At 59.0% G+C, this 15,437-nt stretch carries 28 protein-coding genes; 10 read left to right on the forward strand and 18 right to left on the reverse strand.

Going from position 1 to position 15,437, the window contains the following annotated elements:
* Nucleotides 1–140: 140 nt before the first annotated feature.
* Nucleotides 141–662, reverse strand: a complete 522-nt coding sequence (locus BMY29_RS10650) for a GNAT family N-acetyltransferase (RefSeq protein ID WP_049989516.1) — start codon at nucleotides 660–662, stop codon at nucleotides 141–143.
* 536 nt (nucleotides 663–1,198) lie between these two features.
* Here BMY29_RS10650 and BMY29_RS10655 point away from each other — a divergent pair.
* Entirely contained in the window at nucleotides 1,199–2,416 is a 1,218-nt protein-coding gene (locus tag BMY29_RS10655; protein WP_049989515.1) for a tyrosine-type recombinase/integrase, read from the forward strand.
* Between the two features lie 20 nt (nucleotides 2,417–2,436).
* On the opposite strand, the gene BMY29_RS21065 is transcribed toward BMY29_RS10655, so the two are convergent.
* The 10 genes from BMY29_RS21065 to BMY29_RS10695 form a co-directional block, all read right to left on the reverse strand.
* The gene (locus BMY29_RS21065) at nucleotides 2,437–2,598 is read right to left on the reverse strand and encodes a hypothetical protein (RefSeq protein ID WP_173424882.1); all 162 of its coding nucleotides are present in this window, start codon (nucleotides 2,596–2,598) and stop codon (nucleotides 2,437–2,439) included.
* Nucleotides 2,595–2,891, reverse strand: coding sequence for a hypothetical protein (locus tag BMY29_RS10660; RefSeq protein ID WP_049989514.1), 297 nt, complete (start codon nucleotides 2,889–2,891; stop codon nucleotides 2,595–2,597). The genes BMY29_RS21065 and BMY29_RS10660 overlap by 4 nt, the downstream gene beginning before the upstream one ends.
* Nucleotides 2,888–3,763: a hypothetical protein gene (locus BMY29_RS10665; protein WP_049989513.1), complete on the reverse strand. Its 876-nt coding sequence runs from the start codon at nucleotides 3,761–3,763 to the stop codon at nucleotides 2,888–2,890. Before BMY29_RS10665 ends, BMY29_RS10660 begins: the two co-directional genes overlap by 4 nt.
* On the reverse strand, nucleotides 3,750–4,211 hold the full coding sequence (locus BMY29_RS10670; RefSeq protein WP_049989512.1) for a zinc ribbon domain-containing protein: 462 nt from the start codon (nucleotides 4,209–4,211) through the stop codon (nucleotides 3,750–3,752). Before BMY29_RS10670 ends, BMY29_RS10665 begins: the two co-directional genes overlap by 14 nt.
* Entirely contained in the window at nucleotides 4,208–5,116 is a 909-nt protein-coding gene (locus BMY29_RS10675; RefSeq protein WP_049989511.1) for a hypothetical protein, read from the reverse strand. The genes BMY29_RS10670 and BMY29_RS10675 overlap by 4 nt, the downstream gene beginning before the upstream one ends.
* A complete protein-coding gene (locus BMY29_RS21070) occupies nucleotides 5,116–5,265 on the reverse strand; it encodes a hypothetical protein (protein ID WP_160290091.1) in 150 nt (49 codons plus the stop codon). Before BMY29_RS21070 ends, BMY29_RS10675 begins: the two co-directional genes overlap by 1 nt.
* Nucleotides 5,262–5,576, reverse strand: a complete 315-nt coding sequence (locus BMY29_RS10680) for a hypothetical protein (protein ID WP_049989510.1) — start codon at nucleotides 5,574–5,576, stop codon at nucleotides 5,262–5,264. The genes BMY29_RS21070 and BMY29_RS10680 overlap by 4 nt, the downstream gene beginning before the upstream one ends.
* Entirely contained in the window at nucleotides 5,573–6,313 is a 741-nt protein-coding gene (locus BMY29_RS10685) for a hypothetical protein (RefSeq protein ID WP_049989509.1), read from the reverse strand. The genes BMY29_RS10680 and BMY29_RS10685 overlap by 4 nt, the downstream gene beginning before the upstream one ends.
* Nucleotides 6,310–6,624 carry a hypothetical protein gene (locus BMY29_RS10690; RefSeq protein WP_049989508.1) on the reverse strand — a complete coding sequence of 105 codons (315 nt, stop codon included), beginning with the start codon at nucleotides 6,622–6,624 and terminating at the stop codon, nucleotides 6,310–6,312. The genes BMY29_RS10685 and BMY29_RS10690 overlap by 4 nt, the downstream gene beginning before the upstream one ends.
* A 337-nt stretch (nucleotides 6,625–6,961) precedes the next feature.
* Nucleotides 6,962–7,144: a ribbon-helix-helix domain-containing protein gene (locus BMY29_RS10695; RefSeq protein WP_081985433.1), complete on the reverse strand. Its 183-nt coding sequence runs from the start codon at nucleotides 7,142–7,144 to the stop codon at nucleotides 6,962–6,964.
* A gap of 107 nt (nucleotides 7,145–7,251) precedes the next feature.
* On the opposite strand from BMY29_RS10695, the gene BMY29_RS10700 reads away from it, so the two are divergent.
* Nucleotides 7,252–7,443: a plasmid mobilization protein gene (locus BMY29_RS10700; protein ID WP_049989506.1), complete on the forward strand. Its 192-nt coding sequence runs from the start codon at nucleotides 7,252–7,254 to the stop codon at nucleotides 7,441–7,443.
* A 2-nt stretch (nucleotides 7,444–7,445) separates the two neighbouring features.
* Entirely contained in the window at nucleotides 7,446–7,844 is a 399-nt protein-coding gene (locus BMY29_RS10705) for a hypothetical protein (protein WP_049989505.1), read from the forward strand.
* Here the strand turns inward: BMY29_RS10705 and BMY29_RS10710 are convergent, their stop codons facing one another.
* From BMY29_RS10710 to BMY29_RS10735, 6 genes are all read right to left on the reverse strand, one after another.
* Nucleotides 7,845–8,912 (reverse strand): Cdc6/Cdc18 family protein, encoded by a 1,068-nt coding sequence (locus tag BMY29_RS10710; protein WP_049989504.1) that lies wholly within the window; start codon nucleotides 8,910–8,912, stop codon nucleotides 7,845–7,847.
* Nucleotides 8,913–8,986: 74 nt separating this feature from the next.
* Nucleotides 8,987–9,190 carry a hypothetical protein gene (locus tag BMY29_RS10715; protein WP_049989503.1) on the reverse strand — a complete coding sequence of 68 codons (204 nt, stop codon included), beginning with the start codon at nucleotides 9,188–9,190 and terminating at the stop codon, nucleotides 8,987–8,989.
* The gene (locus tag BMY29_RS10720; RefSeq protein ID WP_049989502.1) at nucleotides 9,183–9,590 is read right to left on the reverse strand and encodes a hypothetical protein; all 408 of its coding nucleotides are present in this window, start codon (nucleotides 9,588–9,590) and stop codon (nucleotides 9,183–9,185) included. Before BMY29_RS10720 ends, BMY29_RS10715 begins: the two co-directional genes overlap by 8 nt.
* Nucleotides 9,591–10,058: a hypothetical protein gene (locus BMY29_RS10725; protein ID WP_049989634.1), complete on the reverse strand. Its 468-nt coding sequence runs from the start codon at nucleotides 10,056–10,058 to the stop codon at nucleotides 9,591–9,593.
* 83 nt (nucleotides 10,059–10,141) lie between these two features.
* Nucleotides 10,142–10,396: a hypothetical protein gene (locus tag BMY29_RS10730; RefSeq protein WP_049989501.1), complete on the reverse strand. Its 255-nt coding sequence runs from the start codon at nucleotides 10,394–10,396 to the stop codon at nucleotides 10,142–10,144.
* Entirely contained in the window at nucleotides 10,393–10,779 is a 387-nt protein-coding gene (locus tag BMY29_RS10735; RefSeq protein WP_049989500.1) for a hypothetical protein, read from the reverse strand. The genes BMY29_RS10730 and BMY29_RS10735 overlap by 4 nt, the downstream gene beginning before the upstream one ends.
* Nucleotides 10,780–10,995: 216 nt before the next feature.
* On the opposite strand from BMY29_RS10735, the gene BMY29_RS10740 reads away from it, so the two are divergent.
* The 6 genes from BMY29_RS10740 to BMY29_RS10760 all read left to right on the forward strand — a co-directional run bounded on the left by BMY29_RS10740 (nucleotide 10,996) and on the right by BMY29_RS10760 (nucleotide 13,921).
* Nucleotides 10,996–11,208, forward strand: coding sequence for a hypothetical protein (locus BMY29_RS10740; RefSeq protein WP_049989499.1), 213 nt, complete (start codon nucleotides 10,996–10,998; stop codon nucleotides 11,206–11,208).
* The gene (locus BMY29_RS21455) at nucleotides 11,201–11,860 is read left to right on the forward strand and encodes a J domain-containing protein (RefSeq protein WP_049989498.1); all 660 of its coding nucleotides are present in this window, start codon (nucleotides 11,201–11,203) and stop codon (nucleotides 11,858–11,860) included. Before BMY29_RS10740 ends, BMY29_RS21455 begins: the two co-directional genes overlap by 8 nt.
* 125 nt (nucleotides 11,861–11,985) lie before the next feature.
* Complete coding sequence (locus tag BMY29_RS20615) at nucleotides 11,986–12,375, forward strand: hypothetical protein (protein ID WP_143067692.1); 390 nt, start codon at nucleotides 11,986–11,988, stop codon at nucleotides 12,373–12,375.
* Nucleotides 12,368–12,847, forward strand: coding sequence for a hypothetical protein (locus BMY29_RS20620; RefSeq protein ID WP_143067693.1), 480 nt, complete (start codon nucleotides 12,368–12,370; stop codon nucleotides 12,845–12,847). Before BMY29_RS20615 ends, BMY29_RS20620 begins: the two co-directional genes overlap by 8 nt.
* Before the next feature lie 72 nt (nucleotides 12,848–12,919).
* The gene (locus BMY29_RS10750; protein ID WP_049989497.1) at nucleotides 12,920–13,099 is read left to right on the forward strand and encodes a hypothetical protein; all 180 of its coding nucleotides are present in this window, start codon (nucleotides 12,920–12,922) and stop codon (nucleotides 13,097–13,099) included.
* A 252-nt stretch (nucleotides 13,100–13,351) separates the two neighbouring features.
* Nucleotides 13,352–13,921 carry an FxLYD domain-containing protein gene (locus tag BMY29_RS10760; RefSeq protein ID WP_177179244.1) on the forward strand — a complete coding sequence of 190 codons (570 nt, stop codon included), beginning with the start codon at nucleotides 13,352–13,354 and terminating at the stop codon, nucleotides 13,919–13,921.
* On the opposite strand, the gene BMY29_RS10765 is transcribed toward BMY29_RS10760, so the two are convergent.
* On the reverse strand, nucleotides 13,922–14,161 hold the full coding sequence (locus tag BMY29_RS10765) for a hypothetical protein (protein ID WP_049989494.1): 240 nt from the start codon (nucleotides 14,159–14,161) through the stop codon (nucleotides 13,922–13,924).
* A gap of 170 nt (nucleotides 14,162–14,331) precedes the next feature.
* Between BMY29_RS10765 and BMY29_RS10770 the strand changes: the two genes are divergently transcribed.
* A complete protein-coding gene (locus tag BMY29_RS10770) occupies nucleotides 14,332–14,910 on the forward strand; it encodes a FixH family protein (RefSeq protein ID WP_049989493.1) in 579 nt (192 codons plus the stop codon).
* Nucleotides 14,911–15,437 lie beyond the last annotated feature (527 nt).

Here is a 15,437-nt window from a genome sequence, read left to right on the forward strand (position 1 = left end):
CAGAGAGCATGCCGATCGCGCGCGTTCGGTTCGTCAGCAGCATCGGAAACGTCTCGACAGCACGATTGCGGTGGACAGCATTGATTCGGTCTTTCGTTTCACGGCGATCCGGAGTTGATTAGCCGATCTCCGAGATCCTTTTACGTGCAGTCGGTATTATCGCTGATCGGTCCAGAATAAATACATTCACGGACTAGTTCGTCGAATGGCTTGGTCTCTTGTTCGTCAATCACGTTATATCCGTGCTTTCTGTAAAACGACGTTCCAACGTCATTTTCGGAGAGTACGCGGAATCGAATTCTAGCGTAGTCTTCACGGCGGCAATAGTCCTCGAACGTCTCTAAGAGAGCCGTCCCGGTCCCTTTCCCCCAGTGATTCGGATCTACATAGATCGCGCCGAGGTTCGCCACGTTCTTCTTGTTACTCGGTCTACCACTCACGTAACCAATTATTTCTCCGTTTCGTTCCGCGACAAAATGCTCTGCATCCTCTCGCTCGACGATCTCACGCGTATTGTCAGCGCCATACCGTTCGGTCATCGCAGTATCGATAGTTTCCTGCGAGAGAATACCGCTGTACGCCTCGTTCCATCCCTGCTCAGCAATCCGAAGGATATCTTCGACATCTGCGAACGTAGCTTCACGAATAGTAACACCACCCATATTTCACATCATATATTCGGGTAATAAAACCAATTGGCCACATCGCAGGTAGGTATACGGTTTTCAACCCCGCTATTTTGAACGGAGACAGCATGACAACGCCATACGAAGGGAAAGGCTCTATCGCTACGTTGCCATCGCTCTTGCTCCTAGGTCCAGTATGCGCTACATTGCGTCTCCGAAGGCCCGTTTTCTAAATTTCGTATCGCCATAATTGGTTTATCGACGATCGGCGCTGCTTGCCCGCCCGTTTCGGACACCGTACGAATAGGCGGAGGACGGACGAACGGCGTGCTACTGACGGGTCCGACCTATAGCGCCCGGACAGAAGATCGACGTCGGACACGACTCGGTTCGATACCAGCGATGAAAGCGGATCGCCTGGCCGTCACTCTTCGGCCCGTGGTCACGTTCGAAAACCGGAGACTCCGGCCGTCGCTCGCGGATTCAATTGCGCAGTAAAAGAGCCGGTGGAGGGCTGGGAACCCAAGGTTCAAAGCCAAGGATTTAACACAGTCCGCTAATTCTAGCAGTTCATGCCGTCGACACCACGCAGCCGGATCGACACCCTGCGGAACCGTATCGAGACCGGCGACGACATCGGCGACGCCGATCGCGAGCTCCTGCTCGAGTTCTCCGATCGCCTCGATCTCCTCGCCCAGCAGTACTCGGACCACCGTCACGAGAAGCTCCTCCGACACTGTACGATCATGGCCGAGAGTCTCGAGGAGAACCTCCTCGCGACCGCCCTCAAGGAGCGCGACGCCGCCGAGAAGATCGTCGCCTGGATCAACCGCTCCTACGATAACGAGGAGACGAACCGGGACTACCGCTCCGCGCTCCGTGTGTTCGCGAAGCGCGTCAGCGACGGTGGCGACGATGAGTGTCCACCGTCGATCGACTGGGTCCCCTCGAGCACCTCGAACAACTATGATCCGTCCCCGGACCCGCGACAGATGCTCAAGTGGGAGGAACACGTCGTGCCGATGATCGACGAGTGTTACAACGCTCGCGACGCGGCCATGATCGCCCTGCAGTTCGACGCCGGCCTCCGCGGTGGCGAGTTCAAGAACCTCGAGGTCGGCGACGTTCAGGACCACGAGCGTGGCCTCCAGGTCACCGTCGAGGGGAAGCAGGGCCGCCGGACCGTCATGCTGATCCCGGCGGTCCCTCACGTCAACCGGTGGCTCGACGCCCATCCCGACCGCGACGACCCCGACGCCCCACTGTGGTCGAAGCTGCACCAGTGCGAGGCGATCTCTGACCGGATGGTCTCGAAGATCTTCGACGAGGCCGCCGATCGCGCCGACGTCAACAAGCCCGTCACGCTGACGAACTTCCGGAAGTCCAGCGCCGCGTTCCTCGCTAGCCGGAACCTCAACCAGGCCCACATCGAGGAGCATCACGGCTGGGTCCGCGGCAGCAAGGTCGCTGCCCGCTACATCTCGGTCTTCTCCGAGGACTCCGACCGCGAACTCGCGAAGGTCCACGGTGTCGACGTCTCCGAAGATGAGCCCGACCCGATCGCACCCCTCGAGTGTACCCGCTGCGGTCGGGAGACGCCCCGGGACGAACCGCTCTGTGTCTGGTGCGGCCAGGCGATGGACCCGCAGGCTGCCGCCGAACTCGACGAGGCTAGTGAACGTGAGGCTGAGTCGCTCGCCGAACTCCCGCCGGAGAAGGCTCAACAGGTCCTCGAACTGGCCGACGTCCTCGACGATCCCGAGGTCCGCAGTTCCCTCCTCGATCGATGAACCGTATTTCGATTTAGCGATCATCGGTGCCCCTCCTCTTCGAGCCGCTCGAGCAGGACCTCGGCGTCCTGGGCCATCGGGACGTCCTCCTCGATCAACATCTCGAGCGTGTCTTCGTGTTCGGCAAGCTCTGCCCACGGGTCGTTGTCGTCGTTGGTGTTCGGGGTCTTGCTTTGGCTCATTCGTCGGTCACCTGCGATCGGACGTACTGCTGTTCGTTTTGCGAGCGGTGCTCCAACGGGATGCAGGTCACGAGCCGTCCGTTTGGATCGGCCAGCAGGATCATCTCCGTAACCTCGTGATAGCGAGCGTACTCGGCCGGCGGCTTCGCCGACGGGTAGTCGACCGGGATCGCCTCGAGCCAGGCGACTCGCGGGTTCAGCTTGGGTCGGCTGGAGCGCTCGGCCCAGCGCTCGTAGGCGTGATCCGAGACCGAGATCTCGGTGTACCGCGGCGACTGCGTGACAGCGCTCACGGGTACATCACCCCGACTGCGGCCACGCTGCTGATCACGAGTCCGAGCAGGAGCACGAGGATTCCGGTCGCCCGGGGATCGATCTGAGCGCGATCGCGAGAGCGCCACACTTCGCGTACGCGTGAGTAGTAACCCAACTCGTGAGCGATCGTCCGGGCCCGGTTTCGGTGGATGCCGAGCTCGTCCGCGAGGTCGCCGATCTCGATCCCGCCGCTGGTCAGCTCGTCGACATCGTCTTCGGTTACTCCCTTGGGGAGATCGATGTCGTCCGCATCGCCGCCCTCGCAGCTTTTCGGACCGTGGCCCATGAGGGCGGCCTGACTACCGAACGTCTGGCCGCAGCCCTCGCACACGATCCCGTCATCGTCCTCGTCATCACGATCGACGGCGTCGACGGTGACATCCTCGGCGGCGATCTCCTCCTGGACGTCGTCGCCGGCGTCGGTATCACCCTCAGCCGGCGCGTCGTCCGCGGCGTCCTCCTCGAGGACAGGTTCAGGTTGTGCCTCTGCCTCTGACTCAGAGTCGTCGCTGGTGGATGTGTCCTCGGTAGAGGTGCCGCTCTCGTCTTCGTCGACGGGCTCGAACCGCTCGAGATCGCCGCGCTTCTGGCCGCCGGGATGTTGCCGCAGGTCAAGATCGTCGTTGCCCTCGACGGCGCGGACACGGAACGTCGAACTGTAGCCACCCTCGAGGATGACCTCGCGGGTCGCCCACGTCCCCTCAGTCGCGGCCTGCCAGTCGACGTGGTCGACGTCGGTAACCTCGTAGGGGTTGGCCCACTCGTAGTCGTGGACCGCGAGGTGAACCTCGTCGCCTTCGTCGACGGTGAAGACGCCCTCATGGACGTCGATCCCCTCAGTCGCTGCCATGTGACTCACCCCGCTCGCGTTCGTAAGCCGCCGGGTCGGGCCCGAGGACGGACGTCGTGAGCCCGTCCGTCTCGGTGACCATCCGAATGTCGCTGTTCTGGTCGATACGATGCAGGACCGAGGCCCGCCAGGCGTTGCCGACCGCGTCTCGCAGTGCCGCTTCGACTTCGGGGTTGTCGACCTCGTCGCGGAGCGACTCGAGCTCGGCACAGACATCGTCGATTGTCGCGACGATCTCTTGCTCGCCAACCAGGAGGCCGCCGTCGGGAGCCTCAGTGATCGTCTCGCGACGGAAGACTTCCTTGAGGTTTCCTTCGCTCTCGGTTCCGTCGGCCTCGTCGTCGGTGAACCACGGCTGGCGGGTACCGCAGTGAGGACAGAACCGCGACGCTGCACTGATCTCGTCCTCGCAGTCGACACAGGTGGTTCGGTAGGATCCGCCCGTCATGCCGGAACACCTCGATCGGGTCGGTCGACCGTCCGGCTCACGATCACCTTCCAAAGCCGCTCCCGTTCGCGTTCGAGCGCCTTGCGGACTGTCTCGAACCGCACGTCCAAGGCATCACGCGTTAGGTCGCGTTCGCAGGGCTGACGACGGTCGACGATACCGCTTCTCGGTTGGTCGACACCGCCGTCGGTCATGACCTCAGGCTCGGCGCCCTCGTCGGCTCGCTCCGCTTTCTTCTTCGCGATCAGCTTGTTGCACTTCCCGACGAGGATCTGCCGGGTGATATCGTGTTCTTCGTGCTCGATGCGAACGATCTCCCGGAGCCGATCGATCTCAGCGCGGGCCAGCAGCCCATGCCAGGAGAGGAGATCCTCGTTGTCAATCGCGCGGGCGATCGCCTCTTCGACGTCTTCTTTCTCGACGCCGTCGAGCTTCCGCCCTTGGTGGACAAGGTTCCCCCGGCTGCCCCAGCGTGAGTCAGTCCCGGCGGGGTACTCGTGAACGTTGTCGAGTACCCACTGGTAGACGTCGACCTCGCCGCCGTCGGCTCGCAGCTCGTTTGCCGTTGTGAACTCGCCGCCATCGGGGACGGTTTCGTCGTTCTCGGCGTTGGTCTCGAGGGCGGCTTCACATGCATCGCAGGTGTGACAGTCGTCGAAGCGTCGGGGATCATCCCGAACGTCAGCGACTGGCGTCTCGAAGATCTCGCCGCAGGCACTGACGTGACGCGTCCCCTCGAAGTACATCGAGGCGTGCCAGGTCTCGTCGAGGTCGTGGACCCAGCAGACGATGCCCTCTCCGCTATCGAAGTGATCCGACGGAAGACCGAAACGGTCCTCGAGTTCCTCCATCTCGCACTGCTGACAGAGGTAGTCGTGGTTACCGCAGATCGGACAGGACGACATCAGGCCTCACCTCGCATCGCCCGAACCTCTTCGACACGTGCTTGGGCCTCCTCGAGAGCTTCGCTGACTTCGTCAAGGTCGGTATCGCCGGCGATCGCGGTAGCGAGGGCATCGCCGAGCTGGGCACGAAACTCCTCGGCGGACATCATCGTCCACCTCGATCTATCCGCTCGACGCGAAGACCGACGTACGGAGCGACGGCTTCAACGAACTCGCGGAGATCCTCATCACTCCACTCGAGCACTGCGCGGCCGTCGTAGCCGTACTTCTCAAAGCCGACTGATGCTTCGATCATCCCGGGGAACGCGCGCGCATCGAACTCGACGCTGGGGTTGTGATCATACTCGACGTTGCGCTCGAGCGTAACATCGCCACTGCTCCCCGAGATCTGCAGGAACGCACGCTCGATCTCGAGCGGCTTGTCGAGCAGGTCGGCGCCGTCGTGTGGGGCACGCTTCATGCTTCCACCCGCTCGTCCTCAAGCGTCGCCTGGTTGGTCTCGTCCTCTTCGACCTCAGGCTCGTCCTCGAACGTCGCGATCGGGACGATCTCCTCATGGATGAACCGCCCGAGCAGCTCGGGCTTCATCTCTTCGGGCTCCCAAATCGCGAGGTAGCCGCTTGCGTAGATGACCAGGCGGATGTGGACGTCGTTCCAGAACGTCGTCAGCGCGGCGCCGACGTCGGCGTCGGTGGCCTTGGACTTGAGCGCCCCGTGTCCCCACTCGATCGAGACGTCGTCGAGGTTGGACTCCTGGGTGACCATCTCGACGGTCCACTCGCGGCCCTCGTCGCGCTGGGTGCGGACGAACTCCCAGGGCTTCAGCCGGACCGGTGCGATCTCCGGACCCGCGTATCGCGAGAAGTCGTTGAACGGCCAGTCGGGTTCGTGTTCGAGGTCGCTGGTGTGAGTCTGCTCGGCGAGGATCCAACCCTCGCCGTCGACGTCGGCGACCCACTCGCTCGCAACACGGCGAGTGACCTTTCGCGTCTCGGTCTCGATTTCGTGGCCGTCCAAGAGGACGCGTTCATCCTCTTTCGGGACTTCGCCGGCGATCAGTCCCGACTGGATCGTCAGATCATCGTTCAGGTAGGTCTGGGTCTCTTCGACCTCGAGGGCGCGAGCCGTCTGGTCGTGGGTGCTCTCGAGGGGCTCCGCAGCGGGCTCGGCAAGCAGAGCGAGCTGGCCCGCGATCATCGCGAATTACCCCCGTCGAATCCGATCGCGACAGTGTAGTTGCTCGCGAGCCACTCGTCCTCGACGTCGCCGGTCACGAGGTATCGGTGTGCGCCGAGCATCGGGCCGCCGGACAGCGGCTCGATCGTTTCGGCGCAGGCTTCGGCCTCGTCGAACTCCTGTGCGATCTTGAGGTGTTCGACGAGCGTGGCCGTCTCGTCGACGTCGTCGTCCTCGAGGCGATCGAGGGCGCCGTGGAATGCTCCGGGGTCGGTTGTGTTGGAACTATTCGATTCGTCAGTGTTTTCGTCGTGGTTGCTGTCTGTAGTCATGGCTGCAGCGAGTTGCGGGAGGCGATCCCCTCCCGCGTGGTTGCTGTCTGTAGCCCGCGGACAACCGGGGCGCGTCGATCTGTTGGTACCAGGGGGCGCGCTCCAGCCGTAGCCGCGAGTGTCTGGTTCTGCTGTTGGTCTCAATACGCACTAAAAGTGACTCGCCTATTTCGAAATCCTTCGACGCGGATAATCGACTGCTAACGGAGTTACTGGCCGCTGTAGTTGCCGTATTACGATATCCGCGTATCGCGTCTGTGAGCATGCGCATTGGGGCCTTCCTTGAGCCGGGTGCTGATGACACCCGGCTCGCTGTGATCTAATTGACGAGCTGTGCTTAGAGTCGATTTACTTCGACAGTGTACGACTCAGGCGCCTCCCACTCACCGTCATCTTCGGCCTGAAAACGGGCAACAATAGCCTCACGCACGTACCGACTGCGGTTGGTGTCAGCTTCTTCAACCCGCTCTTCAAGATCTTCCAACATTTCATCGGGCATGCTGAACGTCGGGTGCGACATGGTACTACCATAGTATCCTTCTACCATAATAGTATCGGACCAGAGTGTGGTAGAATGGTACTGAAGAATGGTACATTCTTATGGTGTTGTGGTAGAATGGTGCTACCATGACGGGTAAACGCGACAAGCAGATCTCCACCTACGTTACGGAGGAGGAGAAACAGGACATCCGCGTGCTCGCAGCCAAACAGGGGTACTCGGGCATCTCCGATTTTCTCCGCGACCTGGCACTCGAAGAACTCGAGGAGGCGCGAGAAGAGGGAAACTCGACTAAGACGGTCGTTGCGACAGCTGACTAAGTATGCGTAAATTCTTCTCGCGGCTTTTCTCCAGTTCCAACAACTCAAAGACAGCATCAGCGTCTCCTAACCAGAGGGGGGAGAATGGGCCCGACCAAATTGACGAGTATCACTACGACCATTACACCAACGCGGTCGAGGATATCAAGCAACTCAAACGGGAGAAGCGCCACGACGAAGCTGAGGACCTGCTACTCTGGTGTATCGATTTCGCTGAAGCGGAGGATCAAGTGGGGCTCCCACGGTGGTACTATAAACATCTCGGGATAGTTTATCGGAAGGAAAACCGCTACGAAGATGAGGTAGAAATCCTCGAGCGCTACGTCGAAAACACAACCAGTCCGCGACAAGAAATACTTGATCGCCTTGAACGCGCCCGCGAACTGGCTGGCGATGATTAATCAGTCTGCTGTCATTGGTCTGAAGTTGAACTCGACAGGAGCTTCTAACTCTTCATCGACCGCCTCATACACCTTCGAGTTTGTCTCCCCAGGCATCTCGATCAGGTCGTAGTCGGCCATCTTCTTCAGGAAATCCCACGCCCGACGCCACCCGACAGGTTCGCGCCGCCGTCCGTCGAAGACCGTCATCTTGTTCGCGCGGTATGCCGCCTTCATTTCCTCGCCATTGACCGGCCCGATCTGCCGCACCAGTTCGTACAGTCGCTGATAGGTCACCGGTAACGACTGCAGGTTGTCTTTGCGGATCTTCCGCTCGGCGCGCTCGAACGCGTCACGGACGTCGGCCTCGTGGAAGTAATCGTGCCCCCGCTCCTGGGCGAGCTCCGCAGCTGCCAGCACCGTCTTAATCGCCCACCGCGCCTCCCCGTCGCAGTCATCGGCAATCCACTCGAGCTGGCCTGGCCGCGTTGGATCACCGACGAGACCGTGCTCGATGCGGGGCTTGAGGATGTCGACGAGCTCGTCTTCGTTGTACTTCCGGAACTCGATCTGTGCGTCCGCTGGGAAGTGTCGCTCCATATCGTCCTCCAGACGGGCGAGCCATTCGACCTGCTGGTGGGTGATCGCGATCACCGATACCTTCTCGACCGAGAGGAGATCCTCAAGGACATCCAGATCGGGGATGACGTCCGCCTCGTCGAGGATCACGATATACGGCGTGTCACACACCTCTTCGAGTATCTCGAGAAGATCGTCGCGGGATTGATTTTCGTGTACGATACCGGTGCTGGGATGCTTCGCGGTCGCCTTGTGGATGATCTCGTGCGCGGTATCCCCTGAGCACTCGATCCCGACGGACTGGACGTGCGCCCGCTGGTAGAGATCGCGGAGCAACCAGCGCGTCGTTGCCGTCTTCCCGACACCGGACGGTCCGTAGATCAGCGCGTCTTCCGCACGGCGGCTCTGAGTTGCTGGCTTAAGCAACCGAGACAGCGACTCGAGTTCACTGTCTCGGTGAACGATGTCCGCGTTGTACTCGTCATCGAACACCCACCGATCTTGGATCATAGGTGACTGTTCCGATGGGTGTCATAAAGGCATGATGGGCGGATTTCGAAACAGTTTGAAACAAGTAGAGACGGTTATTCGCCGACAGCGACGCCGTCAGCACTTTCAAGCTTGACGTGAGAGACAATCTCGCGTCCGATACAGCGCCACTCACCGTTGCGGCGTTCGTACTCTTCGCGATCGTAGCCCCCGACCGTCCGCGGTTTGAAGACGAGCTTCCGTGCGGGACCGCGTGGCGGCGTCCAGCGTACGGCAAAGGCGTCGCGACGGTCAGTCATCGGCCTTGATCGCCTCGCCGTCACTCCAGAACGCACGAATCTCGTCCGTTGCAGCCTGCTTTTCCTCGTCCGCCCAGACGTCGCCGTCCCACTCGTCTATCGACTCGGCGACGTCCTCGAGGGCGGCGTCGACAGAGCGTTCGACGGCCATGTTGACCACGCTCTGGTCGGTCTCGAGGTCGTAGCGAGCGCGCTGGAGCGTCTGGCAAAGTTGGCTGTCGGTTTCGATCTGGTACTGCAGCTCGTCCAGTTCTTCGACGATCTCGACAACTCGCGCGAGTTCGTCATCCTGCAGGACGTGGTCGTGGACACTGTTCGCAAGGATCTCTGACTCGAAGCGGTCGGACTGCTCGCGAGCGATCTTACTGACGCGCTTGTCTGCTTGGCGGCTGACCTGCATCTATTCAGCACCCCCGAACTGTGCGGCCTCGGCAAGCTCACGCGCCTCGCTGACGGCGTCGGCGTCGATCCCGACGTCGGTCGCGTACTGCTCGAGGACGTTCATCGCACCCTCGTCATCGCGGCCGGCGCGCTGGAACAGCTGCTCGAGGACGTCGACAACGATCCGGTCGTAGACCTGGCGGCCGTCGTCAGCGGCCTCGGTCTCGATCCGAAGCAGTCGGGACTCAGGGAACGCGTAGGACTTGCTGGGCTCACTCGAGGCGTCGCTGCAGTAGACGACATCGAAGACGCGATCGTCTGCCGTCGTCCCGCAGCGCTCGTTTCCATAGTTCTCGAGCAGGTCGTATCCGTTCTCGTTGCTCCAGTCGAAGGCCGTCTGGCCAGTATCTTCGAGCACGTGAACGGGGCGTCCCTGTGCAAGATCGAGCGCTACGTCACCGGGCTTGATGACAGTATCGTCGGTCATGTCGGCATCCTCTGTCATCTGCGGTTGTTCGTTCACGCGCGCTGCGTGACTGTTCTCCTCGCCACTGCCGTCGGTCCAGATGCTCATCGACCTAACCCTCCGACAACCATTCGCGAGTAGTTGCGCCGCCTGGCGCGCCGTTCTTGGCGAGCGATCTCTTGCCGCCGACGCCGATCTTCGGGATGCTCGCACCAACGGTTCCGAAGCCGCTCGAACAGATTGGTCGCCAGATCGCTGAGTTTCTCCCGCTTCTCAGAGTCGTCCGTTGCCTGGAGGGCCGCGACCGTCTCGTCGAGGTTGGCCTCCAGCTCGTCTTCGGAAAGGTCAACAACCGTCATCGAAATACCCCCTCAAGGATGTCTGCCGCCTGGTCGACCGCCGAAACCGGGTGCTCGTCCCAACCGATCTCCTCGCGAACGAACTCGATCCAGATCGCGAGTCCATCGTCCGCGTCGTCGGCCTCCGGATGGTCGGCGAGTCCGCAGGTGTGGAGGAGTGGCCCTACGAGAGTGAACACCGGAATTACACCGGAGTCATTGCGATCGGCGCGGGCCTTCGTCACGATGATCCGCTCGAGTTTGCAGTCAACGTGGTGATGTCGGCCTTCGACGTCCTCGCCGATGTACGCGTAGTTCCATGAGCGACGCTCAAGGACGGTGTCGTCGATCTGTGTCGGTTCGTCAGTCGTAACGGTTTCATCCGTTGGGTCTTGTACGCTCATACGCTGGTTTCCTTCCAGCACGGAGGTCGGTGCTGTAACACCGGCCTCAGAGTTTTCTGAGGCGCTCCGTGCCCACTTATTAGTATATTTGCTAACACTATAAAAGTTAGCGTTTTTGCTAACGTTAGTACATTCAGTGACTATTAGTATATGCGCTAAGTAATGTGGTGGTAGAGGTGAGCAAATATTACAACCACGACCACCGAAGGCCGCCGCATGGCGAAGACCCGGGCGCTCCTTACCGAAACTGAGCGCGAGCAGATCGCAGGCGAGCATGGAGACAGCCGAAAGTACCAAGCAACGTCTCGCGTCCGTCGACGTGTCGAGGAGGAACTGACAAAGGACATCGAAGTCCTCGAGGAACACCACCCAGAACTGCTCGAGGAGGTCCGCGAGGTTATCTGCAAGGACGGTGATCTCGATGAGTAGCGCCCAGCAGACCGACGGCGGCCGCGAGATCGACTGGCCTCGAGGCCACGATCGCACCGATCCACAGGACCGCGAACCCTACCCGGGTGATCTCTCGCCCACGCGCAAGGAGTCGTTCCAGTCGGTCGTCGACGAACTCGAAGCGTGGGAAGCCACCGGGGGAAGCGTTCGGATCGAGACGGCCTCGCAGCACTACGTCGACCGGCCGAATATCCCGTACCAGCACGACAAGCCCGACGACGTCGGCGTCGCAGCCTACTTCCGACGTGAGGGCGAGGCAGCCGATGAGGAGTTCGGCGTCTCGTGTGACTGCTGGGAAACGCAGCAGGAGAACGCCCGTGCGATCGCACTCTGGGCCCGTCGGCAGCGCCTCGCCGAGCGCTGCGGTGTCCGGACTGCCGCCGATACCGTCGAGACCGCACGACTCCCGCCCGCAGATGAAGAGGCGATCGCCGCGCCGCCGGCTTCGTCGACGAACGATCTTGACGAGGAACCCCATGAGATCCTCGAGATCTCCCCGGATGCTTCCGACGACGTCGTCAAGGCGGCTGCCCGGCGACTGTTAGCGAACGTCCATCCCGACGGCGACGATCCCAACGTTGAGGAGTTGCAGCGGATCCAGAAGGCGAAAAAGGCGATGCTCAAGAACTAGTACCCTTCAACAATGATTATGATCTGTTTCTCGGGGAATTAAATACCATTCCTTGAACGTTCGTCATCTCAATAAGATGGAATCCCTACACTTTAAGTGGTTAGATTAGAAGACATTCAGTGATAATGGGGAGTAATGAGCAGGGGGAAGAAGAACTAGTAGATTCAATTGACGAGTCAGAACACTTCTCTAATAAGAGACGGATCAACCGTCTTAGGACTGCTTGTATTGCATATCTTTACTCCATATTGTATCAAACTCTAGTTCTTATTAATGCTGTGATACTTCAGGTCATAAGCATTGTTGTATTAATCATAATCGATTTTCTCGCACCAACTGTACCAACCGTTACATTTTCACCATTGGCCATCCAAGTAGGGGGTGAAGGGCTTCCAATCACGATAACGGTGATCATCGCAGCAGCAGGGATAGCTGCTAAAAGAGTATATCAAATCAATACAAGCGGCTATCCAGAAATAGAAATCAAAAAAGAAGAAGGTGAGGAAGATGACTAGATACACAGTACACATGACCTGGCCCGCATTGATCCCAGATGAAGACGGTGATGATGCGGATGAATTAGAAGAATGGATGCAGGACCCATTTAAAAGAAGGATCCTCTATTCATTCTATGCCCTTTCTGAATTGATTAAAGTGGCTGTAGTTAGCATTCTTACCATCATTGGGGTCGCTTTGATCGTTACAGGTACGGAGACCGCTGCGTCCTCAGAGCCTGCACTTGTCTGGATAGCTGTTGCTGTTTCGCTGATTATTGTCTTAGTTGACACTCGGCTTAATAATCCAATTAGAGACCTGTCAATGGGGGTCACCTACTACTTATTTGTAGCTGCTGCCCATCTTTACTTCGGACTTAAGGACACCCGAAGCAAAGGCCCTGACGTTGAAGAAGATGCATTTGCAGATTGGTTAAGCCTATTCCCAGCATTTAGATTCCTGAAGAAAAGGGAAAGGAAACGAATTTTCTAATATTTCAACGACATTGTTACTGCTGTAGTCCTCTACTGAGGTTTATCAAGGAAGCCGCGGCCAACGTTGGCGATGCTCACCGATCGACAGGAGGACCTCCTCGTCGCCGTCGCACTGACCGAGTTCAGCGTCTACTACGAAGACACCGATCTCGAGCTCGCTGAACGCGCCTGGCAGCTGGCCGCCGATCGCCTCATCGACTACGACCTCGAGCCGTACGAGGCCGTCGACGCGCTCGACATTGGAGAATGATAATAAGCGAAGTACTATCAATAAACGATATGGTCAATGGCAATGGGGCGCAGAGACGTACTTGCTGCCGGAGCACTGGTCCCGATCGCCGGGTGCTTGAGCGACGAATCTGATGCTGATGGCGGGACGGAGGGATTCGGAGACGGCTCCAGAAATGAGTCCTAGGAAGAGGACAACGATAGCTACGAAAAGAATGACGAAGTCTACTACCTCGAGGAAGGCGAGACGCTCGAGGGGTACACCGATCGGGGTGTGTGGGTTCGCGATATACGACATACCCATCATTCGACGGCCGAAAGCTATCAAAGAGTCTTGGCGACAGTCGAGAATACGCGCGACGACGAGATCGCAGACGTCCGGTTCTCGGTCGATTTCTATGACGGCGACACCGAGATTGGAAGCGGATGGACGATGCCACCGTTCCCCGGTAGCGATGAGTATGCAGAGGTCTCGATCGCACCGACTCATGTCGACAATCACGATAGAATCTCCCGTGTTGGAGTTAGTACGACCATCCGCGTGGATCCGCTGACACCACTGAACAGTGGCGAAGTCGCTGTTTCCGATGTGTCTGCCGATCTCGCTGCAGAGCAACTAACCGTCTCTAGTCGCGTGGAGAATGTATCCGACAACCAGTTAGATCGTGTCTATATTCACGTCAACTTCTACGACGGCGATGAGCTGGTGGACTGGCAGCACGACGGATTAAGTCGCCTGGCTGCAGGTGACGCTGGAGAATGGACTGTTCAAACCAGCCAGGGCGTCGATGGGAGCCGAATCGAGGACTACAAGTATTGTGTGACGGACCAACGGTCGGACTGATCACACTAGCTCGTTGTTGCATGGTACCCGGTCATTCATCTGTTCAATAAGATCTTCTGCGGACTGCCCGTTGCCAAGCTTGACAGTCATTTCTCTATCGCCGTAGCTGACGCTCTGGACCTGCCACGGCCCCTTTCCAGGCAGTCGATCTGGGTCGATCACGTCGACGAGCGACCACCCGACATCGTCGGTCGGGACCGTGATCTCGGCATCGATGATCTCCTTGACGAGGAACTGCACACGGTCCTGAGCATCCCACTGGATGCACCGGACAAAACAGTTCAGGCAGCATTCAAGACCAAGAGAGAATGGTCAAAAGGCTATTTCTCCTGTAGTGTGTTAGCACCTGACGTATTATTTCGTGAATTGAACCAGATCCTTTTCGAGACGATAGAGAGAGGTAGTCAGTGATGCACTACCGCAAATCGCTTTTCGCACTCGTAATAATCGCAATGCTGTTGACCAGTGTTGTCGGTCCAGCTACCGCTCATGAAAGTCAAGATGTCGAAGGCTACGAAATCACCTTCGGCGGGTCGGATGAGCCTGTAATCACCGGTGAACGGATGTGGCTCCAATTTGAGATCGTCGATAATGAGACGGGAGAGGGGGTCACAAACCAGTCTGAGAATCTAACCGTATCCGTCCAGACCGAAGGAAGTGATAAGACTGCTCTCGAGGTTAGCGAGAAACACGGTGAACCTGGTGTGTATGAGGCGCCAGTGATTTTCACGGAGCCTGGCGATTATGTTGCCCATCTCGAGGGCAGTCTCGAAGGGACTGAGGTCCACACTCATTTCGAAAAGGAAGTGCAAGATCACACCGAACTGGAATACCCCGCTGATGACTCGCAGGCCACAGACGACGGTGATGAATCTCAAACTGACGCTAACCAGACTGAGGAGGCTGGCTTCGGACCCATGGCCGTCGCCGTTGCTGTATTCGGTATTGTGGTGACCATCGGTGTAGTCCTCTTCCGCCAGCAACGCTAACCAACTACCCCGAACCTCGTTCTCATACCCATTCACTGTTCTGCTTTGTGTGGTCGCTGATCTGCTGGATGAGGTTCTCTGCGGGCTGTCCGTTACCGAACTCGACCGTCGTCTTCCTGTCGCTGTAGTTGATGCTCTGGACCTGCCACGGGCCCTCGCCAGGCAGCCGGTCTGGACTGATCGCGGAGGGGTGCGACCACCGAACCGATTCGGTCGGAACCTAATCTCGGCGTCGCTGATCGCGTCTCTCGTCTCCTCGACGGCGTAGAGGGCGACCTGGTCGCATATCTGCTTCGGGGCAAGTGAGGGAATGTCCTCGATGATCGTGTCCGGGTTCTCGCCGGCGTCGCCAGCCGTGTATTCACCGCGCGGTTTGACTTCCACGTCGACAGAAACTGTCTGACCGTCCGAAAGCGTCCCATCTGCGAGAGGCTTAATGCGTGGCTGCCCGTCCTCGGTCGCGTTGCGGATCTCGTAGTCTGTCACCTTCTCGCTTCAACCCCACAAGGGTTCGTCTGAAACCGTGA

This window comes from Natrinema salifodinae (assembly GCF_900110455.1).
Taxonomy (GTDB): domain Archaea; phylum Halobacteriota; class Halobacteria; order Halobacteriales; family Natrialbaceae; genus Natrinema; species Natrinema salifodinae.